At 70.6% G+C, this 13,149-nt stretch carries 18 protein-coding genes; 9 read left to right on the top strand and 9 right to left on the bottom strand.

Annotation, left to right across the window (positions count from 1 at the left end):
* Positions 1-4 precede the first annotated feature (4 nt).
* Together ACH4DX_RS18430 and ACH4DX_RS18425 are read left to right on the top strand one after the other, a co-directional pair.
* Positions 5-463, top strand: coding sequence for a flavin reductase family protein (locus ACH4DX_RS18430; protein WP_398155882.1), 459 nt, complete (start codon positions 5-7; stop codon positions 461-463).
* 154 nt (positions 464-617) lie between these two features.
* Positions 618-1,403, top strand: coding sequence for an ArsR/SmtB family transcription factor (locus ACH4DX_RS18425; protein ID WP_398156217.1), 786 nt, complete (start codon positions 618-620; stop codon positions 1,401-1,403).
* A gap of 91 nt (positions 1,404-1,494) precedes the next feature.
* On the opposite strand, the gene ACH4DX_RS18420 is transcribed toward ACH4DX_RS18425, so the two are convergent.
* Positions 1,495-2,097 (bottom strand): TetR/AcrR family transcriptional regulator, encoded by a 603-nt coding sequence (locus ACH4DX_RS18420; RefSeq protein WP_398155881.1) that lies wholly within the window; start codon positions 2,095-2,097, stop codon positions 1,495-1,497.
* 88 nt (positions 2,098-2,185) lie between these two features.
* Between ACH4DX_RS18420 and ACH4DX_RS18415 the strand changes: the two genes are divergently transcribed.
* Positions 2,186-2,968 (top strand): MBL fold metallo-hydrolase, encoded by a 783-nt coding sequence (locus ACH4DX_RS18415; protein WP_398155880.1) that lies wholly within the window; start codon positions 2,186-2,188, stop codon positions 2,966-2,968.
* A 209-nt stretch (positions 2,969-3,177) separates the two neighbouring features.
* Here ACH4DX_RS18415 and ACH4DX_RS18410 read toward each other — a convergent pair whose 3' ends face one another.
* On the bottom strand, positions 3,178-3,444 hold the full coding sequence (locus ACH4DX_RS18410) for a hypothetical protein (protein ID WP_398123377.1): 267 nt from the start codon (positions 3,442-3,444) through the stop codon (positions 3,178-3,180).
* A gap of 449 nt (positions 3,445-3,893) precedes the next feature.
* On the opposite strand from ACH4DX_RS18410, the gene ACH4DX_RS18405 reads away from it, so the two are divergent.
* From ACH4DX_RS18405 to ACH4DX_RS18395, 3 genes are all read left to right on the top strand, one after another.
* Positions 3,894-4,727 (top strand): helix-turn-helix domain-containing protein, encoded by an 834-nt coding sequence (locus tag ACH4DX_RS18405; RefSeq protein ID WP_398155879.1) that lies wholly within the window; start codon positions 3,894-3,896, stop codon positions 4,725-4,727.
* Positions 4,728-4,813: 86 nt separating this feature from the next.
* Positions 4,814-5,281, top strand: coding sequence for a cupin domain-containing protein (locus tag ACH4DX_RS18400; protein ID WP_398155878.1), 468 nt, complete (start codon positions 4,814-4,816; stop codon positions 5,279-5,281).
* Between the two features lie 531 nt (positions 5,282-5,812).
* Positions 5,813-6,178 carry a hypothetical protein gene (locus ACH4DX_RS18395; RefSeq protein ID WP_398123374.1) on the top strand — a complete coding sequence of 122 codons (366 nt, stop codon included), beginning with the start codon at positions 5,813-5,815 and terminating at the stop codon, positions 6,176-6,178.
* 66 nt (positions 6,179-6,244) lie between these two features.
* On the opposite strand, the gene ACH4DX_RS18390 is transcribed toward ACH4DX_RS18395, so the two are convergent.
* From ACH4DX_RS18390 to ACH4DX_RS18380, 3 genes are all read right to left on the bottom strand, one after another.
* On the bottom strand, positions 6,245-6,772 hold the full coding sequence (locus tag ACH4DX_RS18390; RefSeq protein WP_398156216.1) for a DapH/DapD/GlmU-related protein: 528 nt from the start codon (positions 6,770-6,772) through the stop codon (positions 6,245-6,247).
* Positions 6,773-6,971: 199 nt separating this feature from the next.
* Positions 6,972-7,745, bottom strand: coding sequence for a calcium-binding protein (locus tag ACH4DX_RS18385; RefSeq protein ID WP_398155877.1), 774 nt, complete (start codon positions 7,743-7,745; stop codon positions 6,972-6,974).
* A gap of 110 nt (positions 7,746-7,855) precedes the next feature.
* Positions 7,856-8,371 carry a lytic polysaccharide monooxygenase auxiliary activity family 9 protein gene (locus ACH4DX_RS18380; RefSeq protein ID WP_398155876.1) on the bottom strand — a complete coding sequence of 172 codons (516 nt, stop codon included), beginning with the start codon at positions 8,369-8,371 and terminating at the stop codon, positions 7,856-7,858.
* 405 nt (positions 8,372-8,776) lie between these two features.
* Here ACH4DX_RS18380 and ACH4DX_RS18375 point away from each other — a divergent pair, with 405 nt between their 5' ends.
* Complete coding sequence (locus ACH4DX_RS18375) at positions 8,777-9,103, top strand: hypothetical protein (RefSeq protein ID WP_398155875.1); 327 nt, start codon at positions 8,777-8,779, stop codon at positions 9,101-9,103.
* 161 nt (positions 9,104-9,264) lie between these two features.
* Here the strand turns inward: ACH4DX_RS18375 and ACH4DX_RS18370 are convergent, their stop codons facing one another.
* The 4 genes from ACH4DX_RS18370 to ACH4DX_RS18355 form a co-directional block, all read right to left on the bottom strand.
* On the bottom strand, positions 9,265-9,783 hold the full coding sequence (locus ACH4DX_RS18370) for a lytic polysaccharide monooxygenase auxiliary activity family 9 protein (protein WP_398155874.1): 519 nt from the start codon (positions 9,781-9,783) through the stop codon (positions 9,265-9,267).
* Positions 9,784-10,037: 254 nt separating this feature from the next.
* Positions 10,038-10,430, bottom strand: coding sequence for a VOC family protein (locus ACH4DX_RS18365; RefSeq protein ID WP_398155873.1), 393 nt, complete (start codon positions 10,428-10,430; stop codon positions 10,038-10,040).
* A gap of 226 nt (positions 10,431-10,656) precedes the next feature.
* Positions 10,657-10,932: a helix-turn-helix domain-containing protein gene (locus tag ACH4DX_RS18360; protein WP_398123369.1), complete on the bottom strand. Its 276-nt coding sequence runs from the start codon at positions 10,930-10,932 to the stop codon at positions 10,657-10,659.
* Positions 10,932-11,201 (bottom strand): hypothetical protein, encoded by a 270-nt coding sequence (locus ACH4DX_RS18355; RefSeq protein WP_398155872.1) that lies wholly within the window; start codon positions 11,199-11,201, stop codon positions 10,932-10,934. The genes ACH4DX_RS18360 and ACH4DX_RS18355 overlap by 1 nt, the downstream gene beginning before the upstream one ends.
* 536 nt (positions 11,202-11,737) lie before the next feature.
* Here ACH4DX_RS18355 and ACH4DX_RS18350 point away from each other — a divergent pair.
* Positions 11,738-11,962, top strand: coding sequence for a DUF397 domain-containing protein (locus ACH4DX_RS18350; RefSeq protein WP_398155871.1), 225 nt, complete (start codon positions 11,738-11,740; stop codon positions 11,960-11,962).
* A gap of 352 nt (positions 11,963-12,314) precedes the next feature.
* Entirely contained in the window at positions 12,315-13,133 is an 819-nt protein-coding gene (locus ACH4DX_RS18345) for an SAM-dependent methyltransferase (protein ID WP_398155870.1), read from the top strand.
* The last annotated feature ends 16 nt before the right edge of the window (positions 13,134-13,149 follow it).

Genomic DNA, 13,149 nt, shown 5'->3' with positions numbered 1-13,149 from the left:
CGTCATGCGCCACTTCCCGACCGGCGTCACCGTCCTGACCACGACCGGCCCCGCGGGCCCGCACGGGATGACGGCGAACGCGGTCATGTCGGTCTCGCTGCACCCGCCCACCGCTCTGGCCGCCGTGCACCGTGACACCGCCACGCACGGGATCCTGCTGGCCGTGACGGACTTCACCGTCAACATCCTGGCCGCCGATCAGCAGGAACTCGCCCTGCTGTTCGCCCGCTCCGACCCCGAGGAGGATCCCTTTCTCCAGGTGCCGTGGCGGCCGTCGCCGGCGACCGGGAACCCGGTCCTCACCCAGAGCCTCGCCGTGCTCGACTGCCACCTGCGCCAGCGCGTCACCGTCGCCGACCACACCCTGGTCATCGGCACGGTGACGGACACCCGCGTCCAGCGCCCCGCAGCCGACCCCATGGTCTTCTCCCGGCGCACTTTCCAGACGGTGACCAGACCATGAGCCCGGGCTGAACCTCCGCCCCGGGCACGGCACGGGCCCTGCTCACGCACCGGCACCGGCACCGGCTCTGTCGCTGGGGGGACTGCCGCTCACTCGCCCCTTTGACACGCAACCAAAAGGTTGCCAAAGTGGTGGTGAGGGGGTCCGGATGGGCATGGACGAGGTGTTCAAGGCGCTCGCGCACGCGAGTCGGAGGCGGCTGCTCGACCGGCTGAACGAGCGGGCCGGGCAGAGCCTGCTCGAACTGTGCGCGGGGCTCGGTATGACCCGGCAGGCGGTGTCCAAGCATCTGTCGGTGCTGGAGGGCGCGGGCCTGGTCACGGCGGTCCGGCGCGGCCGGGAGAGGCTGCACTACCTCAACCCCGTGCCCATCCACGACGTGGCCGACCGCTGGATCGGCCAGTACGAGCGGGGCCGGATGGCCGCGCTCGGCAACCTGAAGCAAGCCCTGGAGGCAACGGCGATGAGCAAGCCCGAGTTCGTCTACACGATCTACATCCGCACCACGCCCGAGAAGCTCTGGGAGGGGCTCACCAGCCCGGAGTTCCTGAAGCAGTACCACGGCGGCTGGGCGCCGGTCTCCGACTGGCAGGTCGGTTCCAAGGTGCTGTGGCCGGTGGAGGACGGCGGCGATCCGCAGGACCTCGGCCAGGTCGTCACCGAGGCGGAGCCCGGCAGGCGGCTCGCCTACACCTGGCACGCCTTGCAGCCGATGCACCAGGAGATGTTCGGCATGAGTGACGCGGAGTTCGCCGAGGCGGCCAAGGAGCGCTCGAAGGTCTCCTTCGACATCGAGCCGGCCGAGGAGCCGGAGCTCGGCATGAAGCTGACCATCACCCATGACGGCTTCACCTCGGCCGACTCCAGGATGCTGGAGGGTGTCAGCGGCGGCTGGGTCATGATGTTGTCGCAGCTGAAGACGATCCTGGAGAAGGCCTGACCTTGTTCCCGGCGGGCCGCCGCCGGCGGGGCCGGTCGCCCCGGTGACCGTCCCCGCTCCGCCGGCCGCCCCCGCCCGGCCCGGCGTGCGGTCAGGACTGGTGCAGGGCCCGTTCGATCGCGCGGCGGGCCCGGTCTGCGGCCGGCCGGTCGTGCTGGAGCTGCATGGCCGCGTTCAGGGCGAGCCCGGCGGCGACGATCTCGAACAGCGCCTGGTCGATGTCGAACCCGGCGGGCAGTTCGCCCTGGTCCACCGCCGCGCCCAGGTCCGCCCGCAGCTGTTCCCGCCAGCGTGACCACACCTCGGCCACGGCGTCGCGGACCCGGCCGGGGCGGCCGTCGTACTCGGTGAGCGCCGCGGTCATCAGACACCCGCCGGGCAGCAGCGGCGCTTGCAGATAGTCCACGGAGTTGGCGCACACCACGCGCAGCCGCCGCAGGCCCGGCGGCTCGGCCAGCGTCGGCTCGACCACCCGGTGCCAGAAGTCCACGAACGCCTTGTCCAGCGTGGAGATCTGCAACGTCTCCTTGGTGCCGAAGTGCTTGTGCACTCCGGACTTGCTCATCTCCAGCTCCTCGGCGAGCCGACCGATGGTGATGCCCTCCAGCCCCTCCTCGGAGGCGAGTTCAGCGGCACGGCTGAGGATCCGGCCCCTGGTGGCCTGCGCTTCGGCTGCTGAGCGTCGGGGTGACATACGGCAAGCATAGCGAACGGGCGTCCGCTATTTACTTAGTGAACGTTCGTACGCTAAATTCCGTGTCACCGAGACGAAGGAGCGCGAGATGCGGGTGCGACGGCTGGGCTGGGCCGGAGTGGAGATCGAGTCGGGCGGCGGGCGACTGGTGATCGACTACGTGCGGGACCTCTCACCGCTGTTCACGGGGTGGCGGCCCGGCGAGTTCCTGGCGGCGCCGAGCGGGAAGGCCGCCGCCGCGCTGGTCACCCATCTGCACCGGGACCACACCGACGCGCCCGCACTCGCGGACGTGCTGAGCCCGGGGGCGCCGGTGCTGCGGCCGGCGCCCGGCCACGGCGACGACGTGGACAACATGACGACGCTGCCGGCCGAGAGCGAACTGGTCCGCCACGGGCTGGCCGCCGAGATCGTGGACGCCTGGTCCACCCGCGACATCGGGCCGTTCCGCGTCACCGCGGTCCCGGCCGTCGACGGTCTTGGCGACCCGCAGCTGAACTGGGTGGTGCAGGCCGACGGGCAGCGGGTCTTCCACGGCGGCGACACGATGTTCCACGGCTACTGGTGGCTCATCGCGCGCCGGTTCAGCCCCTTCGACGCCGTGTTCCTGCCCGCCAACGGGGCCGTGGTCGACGCACCGCACCTGCAACCGCCGAGCCCGCTGCCCGCCGCGCTGGACCCCGGGCAGGCCGCCGCGGCCGCGGAGATCCTCGGCGCCCGGTACGCGGTGCCGATCCACTACGAGCCCGGGCAGCCGGACAAGATCGCGGGCTACGTCGAGGTCCCCGACCCGGAGAGCGAACTGCGCGCGCACGCAGGGGGGCGCGCACACGTGCTGGCCGTCGGGGAGTGGCTGGACCTGGCCGTATGACCGAGGAACCCGCGGGCCCGGCCGCCATGTGTCCGGGTACGGGCAGGTGAGCGGCCCGGAGCCCGCGTGCGGAACGCGGGCTCCGGGCCGCCGGGATGGCACCTCGCTGTGCCGGGCAGGTCACTGTGCCAGGCGGATCGCCGTGTCAGGCCGCTAAGCAGATCCTGCCGACTACCGACTACCGACTACCGACCGCTGGCTGCTGGTTGCTAGCTGGCGACGATGGCGCCGAGGAGCATTCCGCCGATCAGTCCGACGGCGCCGACGATCAGGGCGATGGTGGAGAGCCGTTCGTGGCGGGCGAATTTGGCGACGAGGGCCAGGATCAGCCCGCCCAGTCCGAACACGATCGGCAGGAAGAGGAGGCCGATCGCGCCCAGCACGATCGCGATGATGCTGAGAACGTTCTCGCTGGCGCCGCCCCTGGCCGGGGCGTGGCGCTGCCCGACCGGCTGGTTGCCGTATTGCGTGGTCATCTCTCGCTCCTTCGGATCGGTCGCTCCAAGATCCGGTCCCAAGGCGACCGGCCTAACGCTCGGATGCCCCGAACTTCCCTCCTCATACGACTAGTTGCACGGGCCGGTGGCCAACCAGTGCCGATGAGGGCACGGTGCGAGCCGGCCACGGCCGGCTCTCCTCGCCCGCCAGGGCGTACTGCCGCTGGGCCAGGACGTAGCCGTGCTCGAGGCAACCGCTGTCCTCGGCCGGAGTGAAGGCCCACAACAGCGGCGCGGCCAACGAGTCGGTCGGGTACTGGCGTACGACGTCGTCGCGCGACCGGACTCCGTCGGCGGGCGGACGTCGAACCAGGAAGGCAGGACGGCGGCCGGGCCGGGGGAGCGGGCCCGGTGAAACGGGCGGCGGGCGCCAGGTGTTCGGGCGGGCGGTGGTCCTGCCGGGATCGCCGGTTCGTACACTGCCGAGGATGGAGGACCCTAGAGCCACCAGGAGCGTTGCACGTCCGGCGCCTGCCCTGCGGCGGTATGTCGGCTCGTACGTCGGTTTCGACCTCCGGGGGTTCCCGGCGGGGGTGCACTGCGGTCCGCCGGGCCACGCCCTCACCACGGTGATCAGCCTGTCCGACCCCCTGGAGATGGCGGCGGGCGTCGACGACGGGTCACCGGTCACCCGGTTCGACAGCGTGGCGGGCGGACTGATGTGCCGGTCCGTCGCACTCCACCACGACGGACGCCAGCACGGCGTGCAGGTGTCACTGACACCGCTGGGGGCCCGGGCCGTCTACGGCGTGCCCGCCGCTGCGCTCGCCCACCGGCTGGTCCCTCTCGACAAACTTCTCGGAAAGCTCGGCGCCGAGCTGACCGACCGGCTCCGGGCGGCGAAGACATGGGCCGCCCGGTTCGCCGCGCTGGACGAGCTGCTCCTGCGGGCCGTCGGCCGCGCCGGCGGCGACCGCGCACCCCGGACGGGCCCCGAGGTGACCGAGGCCTGGCGCCGCCTCGTCGCCGCCCGGGGCCGCGCGCAGGTCGGGGCGCTGGCCGCGGAACTGGGCTGGAGCCGCCGCCACCTCGCCCAGCGGTTTCGCGACGAGGTGGGCTTGTCACCGAAGACCTTCGCCCGCGTCCTGCGCTTCGAGCACGCGCACGAACTGGCCACGGCGCCCGGCCCGCCCCCGTGGGCCCAGGTGGCGACCGCCTCCGGCTACGCCGACCAGGCCCATCTCGTCCGGGACTGGCGCGAGTTCACCGGCCGCTCGCCGACGGCCTGGCGGCGCGGCGAAGTCCTCCTGGGCACGGGATAGCCGCAGGCCAACTGCCCCTGGTGGCGTGGAATCGTGTTCCCTTTTCTTCAAGACCGCCCGCCCGCCGCCCTGTGACGATCGTCGGCATGAGACTCGTCGACCACGCACGCAACCCCATCGACCTGCGGACAACCCCCGTACACCTCGGACTGGGATCGACAGCCAAACCCATCGAGGGCTTCGCCTGGGACCCGGAGGTGCTCCAGGCCTACAGCGCCGCGGTCGCCGCGGACGGCGCCGAGGGCAGGCTGGTGACGATCATCGACGGCGACGGCCCCGGCGACCACTGGGAGCGCCACCCCGCCGGCGACGAACTGGTCGTCTGCCTCAGCGGATCGGTGACAGTCACCCGCGACGCGGACGGCGTGCCCCACCACGTGGTGCTCGGACCGGGCGAGGCCACCGTCAACCCGACCGGGGCATGGCACGCGGTCGACATGCGGGAGCCCTCGACCATCCTGACCATCACCGCCGGCCTCGGCACCGACCACCGCCCCCGGACCGACACCCGCCCGCCCGAACATCCCGCCACCCCCGCCCCGCAAGCACCGTGATGCCACACCGAACGCGGCGAACCGTCCGCACGTCCTGGTAGGCAGCCGCCCGCACCAAGGGGGTGACGGAACGCCAACCGGCTGTCGATACGGACCAGCCGCTCACGTTCGGCGGGCGCCAGGTCACCTCGACGTCCCTCCACAGCAGCAACTTGCGGGCACCCTGGTCCCCGCGGCCACGGGCTCGGTCACCGCGCCAGGCCCAGATGACCAGGCAGCCTCCCGGCTCCCGGCACGGGACCTCAAGCCGCGAGCAGCGGCGCCACGCCCAGGGCGTCCGTCTCGCAGTCCCGGCCTGTCCGTGGCGCCGGACTCTGCGGACGGCCGCGCCCAGGGAAGCGCACACCAGGGCCCGGCCCGGCTGAACGACCGGTTCCTGCCTGTCCCGACAACTGCCGGACCCCGACACTGCTACCGGACACCGACACCGACTCTCACCGACATCGACATCGACATCGACCGACACCCATCGACACCGATACCGCCTCGGGAGCGCGTATGGAGAAACGATCACACCGTGTCCTGGCTGCCATGGCAACGATCATCGGCATGACGGGCGCCCTCACCCTTGCCTCACCCGCTCTCGCGAGCGCCGCGACCACCACGCACTGCACCAGCGCCATGGGCTTCCGCGACACCCTGACGCACCGCGGCACCCTGCACGCGAACCTGACCTCCTGCCCCGGCTTCACGGACTCCGGCGCCCCCTACACCTTCTTTGTCGACGCGTACTACTCCACCGAGGTCTACGGGGTGCCTCCCCGTGTCGGCCTGGTCCGCTACAACGACCAACTGGCCGACTGCGCCGCCGTCACGGTGACGGAGACAACCCTGAAAGCCACCGGTTGCCACATCACCCGCCAACCCGCTTCCGGCGCCGACCAGCTCCCTCGCTGAACCGCGCCCGCCCGCTTCACCCGACCGCGGGAGGGCCGCCTACCCGGTCCAGCAGCCCGTCCGGGCTCAGTCGATCGTCTTGATCACCCGGGCGGGCACTCCGGCGACCATGGTGCCGGCAGGGACATCACGCGTGACCACCGCGCCGGCGGCGACCACCGCACCGGTACCGATGGTCACCCCTTGCGTGATCACGGCAGCCGTCCCGATCCACACGCGGTCCTCGAGGACGATCGGGGCGAAGGAGAGGAACTCGCGGCGCTCGGCCAGGGGCAGGGGATGGCCTCCGGTGATGAGGCTCACCTTCGGGGCGATCATGACGCCGTTGCCGATACGGATGCCTCCTTTGTCCATGAAGGTGCATCCCTGGTTGACGAAGACGTTCTCCCCGAACGTCGTGTTCAGCCCGTACTCGGTGAAGAACGGCGGGTAGATCGTCACCGACTCCGGCAGCGGGCCGCCGAAGACAACGGAAAGGAGTTCCGCGCGGCCTTCGCTGTCGCTGAACGGAAGCACGTTCAGCCGGGACGTCGCATCGGTCACCTCCGCGATCCGCTCCGCATGACGGGCGAACTCGGGCGACTTGACATACATGATCTGCGCTGTACGAGTGGACATGCGCTGATCCCATCACCACACGGAACACGCGATCAAACAACCCCGCACCACACCATCCACAACCCAGGGTTGTGAAGGAAGGGTGAGGCGAAAGCGGAGGCCTCACAGCGCTGCGGACGTTCGTGAGCGACGCCGGTACCGGCCGGTTCCGAGCGGCGAGGACGGCCCACAGCGCCTACGGCAGGACGATGTTCCGGCCCGGGCCGCCCTGGACGGTGTCCTTCCCGGAGCCGCCGACGAGCAGGTCGTTGCCGCCCTCGCCGTGCAGCATGTCGTCACCGGAGCCGCCGAGGAGGCCGTCGTCGCCGTCGCCGCCCATGACGTGGTCGTTGCCGGAGCCCGCGTACACGAGGTCCCGGCCGCCGTACCCCTCGATCATGTCGTCGCCCCGGCCGCCCCACATCCGCTGGCCGCCGTCGTCGCCCATCAGGTGGTCCATGCCGTCGCCGCCGTCCAGGACGGCGTGCCCCATGACCATGTCGTCGCCCTCCTCGCCCCGGACCGTGTGGGCGGTGTGGGCGTGCAGGGTGTCGTCACCGGGCCCGCCCCTGACGGTGGCGACCCCGGGGTCGCTGGTGGCGATCTCGTCGTCGCCGTCGCCGAGCAGGATGTCGATCCGGTCCGGCCGGGTGCTGTCGGTGGGCAGTTCGCAGACGACGTACGTCTCCACGCCCGGCTCCAGGTACGTGCAGTGCTTGCCCGGCTGGAGCGGGACCGTGTCGCGAAAGCCGATGCGCCGGACCCCGTCGCCCTGGTCCATCGGGACCACGTGGAGATCGTTGACCTGCCCCGGGGCCGCGGTGAAGGTGATGGACTGCTTCGCCCAGTCGGCGCCGACGCGGGCCTTGCCCCCGGCGGCGGCAGGAGCCGCCGCGGCGGCGGGAACGGCGAGACCGGCGGCGAGCAGGGCCACGGCGGTTGCGCGGGCGGTGACGCGGTGGCGGTTCATGGGACCTCATCTCGGTGGGACCGGGGGTTGCCCGGAGCGGGCGGTGCTCGCCCGCTCCGGGCGCCGGCGGAGCCGGGTCGTGCGCGGTGGGACGGTGGTGCGGTGGCAGGTCAGCTCACGTTGACGTCCACGCAGGCGTAGAAGGCGTTCGGGGTGTCGGCGATGTTCCACACCGCCAGGACCTTCTGCTTGCCGGAGAGGCTGCCGAAGTTCACCTGGTGGGTGACGGTCTCGCCGGGCCGCGCCCCGCCGTCGTTGAACTCTGCGATCTTGCGGCCGCCCGCGTAGTACTGCCAGGTGCTGGTGGCGTGGCGGGCGGTCAGCCGCCAGTTGAAGTTGGTGGTCCTGCTGACCGGGGTGACCCTCCAACCCTTGCTGTCGTTGTTGAGCTCGGCGAACGCGGCGTTGCCGCCACTGCAACTGGTCAGGCCCTTGGGGCCCTCGACGCTCTGCGGCTCGTACTTGATGGCGCCGCACGAGACGACGCCGGAGGCACACTGGGCCTGCCGGCTGGGCGGCGAGGATATGTAGCCGTGCGCGCTCGCGCTGCTGGCGGGCAGGCTCACTGCCAGGAGCGGGGCGATCCCTGCTCCGATGACGACGGCGAGCGTCTTCTTGCTTTTCATGACAACTCCTCTGTGGGGGTGGGTTCTTGTCCGCACGAAACGGACAATCATGCACATGACAAGCAATGTCACACACGAGGGTGGGGCCGTCATGCGTGACGGTTGAAGCGTACCCCGTCTGGTCTAGACCAAGCCATGGATGATTTCGGCGGGGCGGCCGGGAGGGCCGGGAGCCTGCCCGGCGGCCACCGAGCTGGCGGGGGTGCTGGTGCCATGCCTGGCTATGCTGCTGGCGGCTGAGAGAAGATCTGCAAGCGCAAGATCGCCGCTTTCCTCCTGGGACGCTGTTCAAGGTCATCACAACTCCCGGTGCCTACAGCGCTGATCGCCGGATCGAGCCGCAAGGGGTCATCACCGCGTACAGGCCCTCGGGTCTCGCGCGCTACCTGCCGGGAGGAAAGGGTCATGGCGACAGCCGAACAGGTGCGGGAACTACTCGTCCCGCACCTCATGGGGCAACTGGACGACAGCCAGGCCGAATTGCACGTGACCGCCCTGGATGTGGTGGAACGCGGCCGCAGCTTCACTCTCGTCCTGGAACTCACGGCCTACCGCCAGCGATGGCGCGTGCGATTGGACGGCGACCGGTCGGCGATGGCGCTGTTCAACGGAACACCCCCTCACCACCTGGTGCGAGCTGTCGCCTCGGATTTCCGTATCCGCCTGTTCGAGTGGTGGCACACCAAGAACGCGGAGAAGCAGTCGGCAAGGCTCGCAGAGCGCATCGTCTAGCGGCCTGCACGTAGCCCCCCCGCACCGCAGTGGTGCGGGGGACTTCGCGTGTGCTGGACGGCACCGGTTCGGCGTGCGGACTCGACCGTGATCGTGATCGGAACGGTCGGACACCCGTTCAGAACGGTGTTGAGCGCTGAGCAGGAACCACCGAACATCAACTAGCCCCGGATGTTGACGTCGACGCAGGCATAGAACGCGTTCGCCGTGTCGGCGATGTTCCATACCGCCAGAACCTTCTGCGGGCCGCGGATGCCGCCGAAATCGACCTTGTGGCGGACGAACTGGGGCGGCTGGGCCCCGCCCTGGTTGAACTCGGCGACCTTCTGCGAGCCTACGAAGTACTGCCAGGTGGTCGTGCTGTGCTGCGCGGTCAACTGCCAGGTGAACGTGGCCGACTTGGTAATGCTGTGGACGGCCCAGCCCTTTCCGTCGTCGTTCAGGTCGGCGAACTGGGCGTTGCCGCCGCTACAGCTCTTGAGGCCCTTGGGCCCCTCCACCGCGTCGGGCTCCCACTTGATGGGGCCGCACTCCACGCTCCCGTTGAAGCACTGGTCCTGCCGGCTCGCGGGCGAGGTCACCCAGCCGTGTGCATGGGCGGGGTCTGCCGGGAGGCTTACGACCATGAACGGCGCGAGGCCCAGGACGAAAGCAACCGCCAAGTATTTTTTCGCGGACATGACAATCCTTCCCTCATTAGTCCGGACCATAGCGCGCAGCGGAGCGCGGTCAACCACATGGCCCGCCACACCGTCGAGCGCGGCAGGTATCCGTCACCTCACAAGACACCCCACCGTGGCCGCACGGCACGACGAGCTCGCGACCCGCCGCGAGGCGACCCGCCTTGTGGCGGCGGTCAGCGAGTGGCCGTGACCAGCGCTCTCACGAAACCGGCGAGGCTGGCGCACGGGCTTGCCAGGCTGGCGCGCGGGCTTCAGGAACTCCTCGAGGCTCTCGCGGCCCGGTCGGACTCGCTGCGAAGGACGCAGAATTCGTTGCCTTCGGGGTCGGCGAGGACTGCCCAGCCAGAGCCATCGGGATTGCGGTGATCGGTGACTAGGGTGGCACCGAGGCCGAGCAGCCGTTGCACCTCCTGTTCGCGCGATGTCTCGGGGCGCAGACACAGGTGGAGCCGGTTCTTGGTCTTCTTGGGTTCCGGCACCTGGTTGAAGTGCAGCACCGGGCCCTCCGCCAGCAGCACCTGCGTCTCGCGGTCACCCGGTGCGTCCTGCGGATGCAGTGGCCGGTCGGTCACCTCGCTCCAGAACCGGGCCAGCTCGTAGGCATCCGCACAATCGATCGCCACGTTCTGCACTGTCGAAACCATGCGGGTGATCCTTCCTCACTTCCGCCTCCGGGCGCCATCGAGTTGCGCTCGGCCTTCGCGCACGCAGCTCACGCAGCGCACGCAGCTCAGGCAGCTCAGGCGCATGGCGGCACTGGCGATGCGGGGCCTGGGCGGGGACCTCCAGCCGCGCGGCCCCCTGGTGGACGGCGTCGCGTAGCCGTCCGCCGGTGGCCCCGGCGCGGCCGGCGCCGCACCGGACGGGGCGTCAGTGGGCTCGGCGGTCGTGTTCGCGCTGCCAGGCCATGAGGAGGATCTGCGGGTCGGCCCCGCAGGCCCGGGCGTAGCGAAGGGCGAACGTGCGGCTGGGGAAGCAGCGTCCGGCCAGGACGTCGTGGATGTGGCCGGGGTCGGCTCCGGTGGTGTGGGCTATGTGGCTGGTGGTCACGCCCGCGTAGTGGCGGACGTGGTGCAGCAGGCGGGCGAAGTGGGCCTGGTCGCCGCCGGCCGCGAGGTCGCGGGAGGCGCCGCTGTCCCCTGGCATCACCGGTCGGAGATCTGTTCGTGCGGGGCGGCCGGGTCGGCGGCCGTGTGGGGGCAGGGGCGAAGAGCACCGTGCACGAGGAGCAGGCAGACGGCGAGGAGGACCGGCTGCCAGTGCGCGGGCGGCTGGACGATCAGGAGCTGGCCTGTGCCGGTTGCGGCGGCATCGAGGGTGCCGTGGACGCACCAGGGGCACGGGCGGGTGAACCGGAGTGTACGGGGGCGGGCGTGACGCGGTTTGCGGCGGCGCGGCCAGGGGGAGGGGGCCATTGCGCTCTCCTTCTACGTGCGGGGCGTGACTTGGGCCCCAGCCGTTGACGCCAATCGCTGAGCTGGGGTCCTTGTGCTGCCCGGGACAAAGGCCGGGCAAGGGAACGCTAGGGCGAACTCACGCCTGTTCGGGCGCGGTTGAGGAGCCCCGAGCGGACTCTCATGGCTTGTTTGCGGCCCCGGCGCCCCGGCGGCCGCGGCTATGCGGAGCGCACCGTTCGATTTGTCCGCGTGGCAGTGCGCGGGCTCGCGCGCCGCCAATGCTCCTGCTGAGAGCCTCGGACCACCCCGCAAAGAGGCGGGGAAACGGTGGCATGTGCGAGTGGGCTATGCACGTGCGTGAGACTTCCCGGGCGCAGTCGGAATGTCGGAAGAATCGATCTGCTCGCCGACTGCACTTGCATGCCGCGCCCATCAGTTGAAATCGAGACGTTGTCGGCCGCGGCGGCATGGGTCCGGCCTGCGGGGGTGAACCTGACGGAACAGACCGAAATGCAATTGCATTTCGGTGACTTGCCACCCATGGAGGTCTTCCGGTGAAGAACCAAGCCCACGTACCCGCGACGACCGCACCGTCCGCCGGCCCTGCCTGGCGCAAGAGCTCCCACAGCCTCTCCGAGGGCGCCTGCGTGGAGATCGCCCGCCCCGACGGCGGCCACGTCCTCTTACGCGACTCCAAGATCACCGACGGGCCCGTCATCTCGGTCCGGGCCGGGGCGGCAGCACGGTTCACCGACGCGCTGCTGCGAGGCCGCCTGTAGACCCGCCCGCCGGGCACACCGACCGACCCGCCGCCACCCGCCACCCGCGACCTGCCCCGCCCGCAGGGAGCGGGTGACAGGTCCGCAGAGTGCCTCAGGGACCCGGCAGATGCGGCCATAAGCGGTTTGTCGAGAAAGCGGTTCGAGGCTGGACAGCGGAAGTGACCAGTCAGTATGGATAGAGGAACTGCAAGTGCAGTCCGCCCCGACACGGTCAGGACGCCAGCCCCGCCCTGACACGGTCAGGACGTCCGCCGCCCGCCCCGACAGGGCCAGGACAGGACGTCGGTCCGCCGCCCCGACACGGTCAGGACGTCACGAAGAGGCGGGGGAGCGAGGGGGGAGGCGCCCAGTGCCGGAGCAGGACGAGAACGGCAGCACCGAATTACGCCAGGACCAGGCACACAGTGCCCGCATGTACGACTACTACTTGGGCGGGAAGACGAACTACGCGGTCGACCGGGAAGCCGCCGAGCAGGTCATCGCGGCCTTCCCGGCGATAGAGACCGTCGCCCGGGTCAACCGCGCCTACATGCACCGCGCCATGCGCCACCTCGCCCGGGCAGGGGTACGACAGTTCATCGACGTCGGCACCGGCATCCCCACGGCCCCCAACCTGCACGACATCGTCCAGGAGATCACGCCCGAGGCACGCGTCGTCTACGCCGACAACGACCCCATCGTCCTGGTGTACGCCGACGCCCTCCTGGCAGGCAGCCCACAGGGCCGCACCGCCTACGTCCACGCCGACGCCACCGACCCCGCCCGGCTGCTGGTCGCAGTGCGCGAACAGGACGTCCTGGACCTCGACCAGCCGGTGGCACTGAGCCTGCACGCCCTGCTGCACTTCGTCCCCGACGCCCTGGAGCCCGCCAGGATCGTGGCGGAGTTCCTCGACCAGCTGCCTTCTGGCTCCTACCTCAGCCTCACCCACTGCACCGGCGACTTCGACCCCGAGGCCTGGCAGAAGATCACCGACACCTACACGGCGCGCGGCACGCCGGCCCAGGTGCGCTCACGGGACGAAGTCCTGCCGTTCTTCGAGGGCCTCGAACTCCTCGAGCCCGGCCTGGTCCTGGCCCACCAGTGGCGCCCCGAGCCCGGCAGCGGCCCCGCGGTCCTGAGCGACCGGCTCGTCTCCCTGTACGCCGCCGTCGCCCGCAAGCCCTGACCGGCGCCCCCCGACC

It is taken from the genome of Streptomyces sp. NPDC017940, assembly GCF_044328435.1.
Taxonomy (GTDB): Bacteria; Actinomycetota; Actinomycetes; order Streptomycetales; family Streptomycetaceae; genus Streptomyces.
Note: the sequence above shows the minus strand (reverse complement) of the source record. Positions and strands in the feature narration are given on the sequence as shown.

What these genes read in the sequence shown, in the direction of transcription:
- ACH4DX_RS18395 (WP_398123374.1), top strand. Translation starts at nt 5,813, where the DNA reads ATGGCAACGATCATCGGCATGACGGGCGCCCTCACCCTTGCCTCACCC.
- ACH4DX_RS18375 (WP_398155875.1), top strand. Translation starts at nt 8,777, where the DNA reads ATGGCGACAGCCGAACAGGTGCGGGAACTACTCGTCCCGCACCTCATG.
- ACH4DX_RS18430 (WP_398155882.1), top strand. Translation starts at nt 5, where the DNA reads ATGCGCCACTTCCCGACCGGCGTCACCGTCCTGACCACGACCGGCCCC.
- ACH4DX_RS18405 (WP_398155879.1), top strand. Translation starts at nt 3,894, where the DNA reads ATGGAGGACCCTAGAGCCACCAGGAGCGTTGCACGTCCGGCGCCTGCC.
- ACH4DX_RS18420 (WP_398155881.1), bottom strand. Translation starts at nt 2,097, where the DNA reads ATGTCACCCCGACGCTCAGCAGCCGAAGCGCAGGCCACCAGGGGCCGG.
- ACH4DX_RS18360 (WP_398123369.1), bottom strand. Translation starts at nt 10,932, where the DNA reads ATGCCAGGGGACAGCGGCGCCTCCCGCGACCTCGCGGCCGGCGGCGAC.
- ACH4DX_RS18415 (WP_398155880.1), top strand. Translation starts at nt 2,186, where the DNA reads ATGCGGGTGCGACGGCTGGGCTGGGCCGGAGTGGAGATCGAGTCGGGC.
- ACH4DX_RS18390 (WP_398156216.1), bottom strand. Translation starts at nt 6,772, where the DNA reads ATGTATGTCAAGTCGCCCGAGTTCGCCCGTCATGCGGAGCGGATCGCG.
- ACH4DX_RS18355 (WP_398155872.1), bottom strand. Translation starts at nt 11,201, where the DNA reads ATGGCCCCCTCCCCCTGGCCGCGCCGCCGCAAACCGCGTCACGCCCGC.
- ACH4DX_RS18385 (WP_398155877.1), bottom strand. Translation starts at nt 7,745, where the DNA reads ATGAACCGCCACCGCGTCACCGCCCGCGCAACCGCCGTGGCCCTGCTC.
- ACH4DX_RS18425 (WP_398156217.1), top strand. Translation starts at nt 618, where the DNA reads ATGGACGAGGTGTTCAAGGCGCTCGCGCACGCGAGTCGGAGGCGGCTG.
- ACH4DX_RS18370 (WP_398155874.1), bottom strand. Translation starts at nt 9,783, where the DNA reads ATGTCCGCGAAAAAATACTTGGCGGTTGCTTTCGTCCTGGGCCTCGCG.
- ACH4DX_RS18400 (WP_398155878.1), top strand. Translation starts at nt 4,814, where the DNA reads ATGAGACTCGTCGACCACGCACGCAACCCCATCGACCTGCGGACAACC.
- ACH4DX_RS18380 (WP_398155876.1), bottom strand. Translation starts at nt 8,371, where the DNA reads ATGAAAAGCAAGAAGACGCTCGCCGTCGTCATCGGAGCAGGGATCGCC.
- ACH4DX_RS18365 (WP_398155873.1), bottom strand. Translation starts at nt 10,430, where the DNA reads ATGGTTTCGACAGTGCAGAACGTGGCGATCGATTGTGCGGATGCCTAC.
- ACH4DX_RS18410 (WP_398123377.1), bottom strand. Translation starts at nt 3,444, where the DNA reads ATGACCACGCAATACGGCAACCAGCCGGTCGGGCAGCGCCACGCCCCG.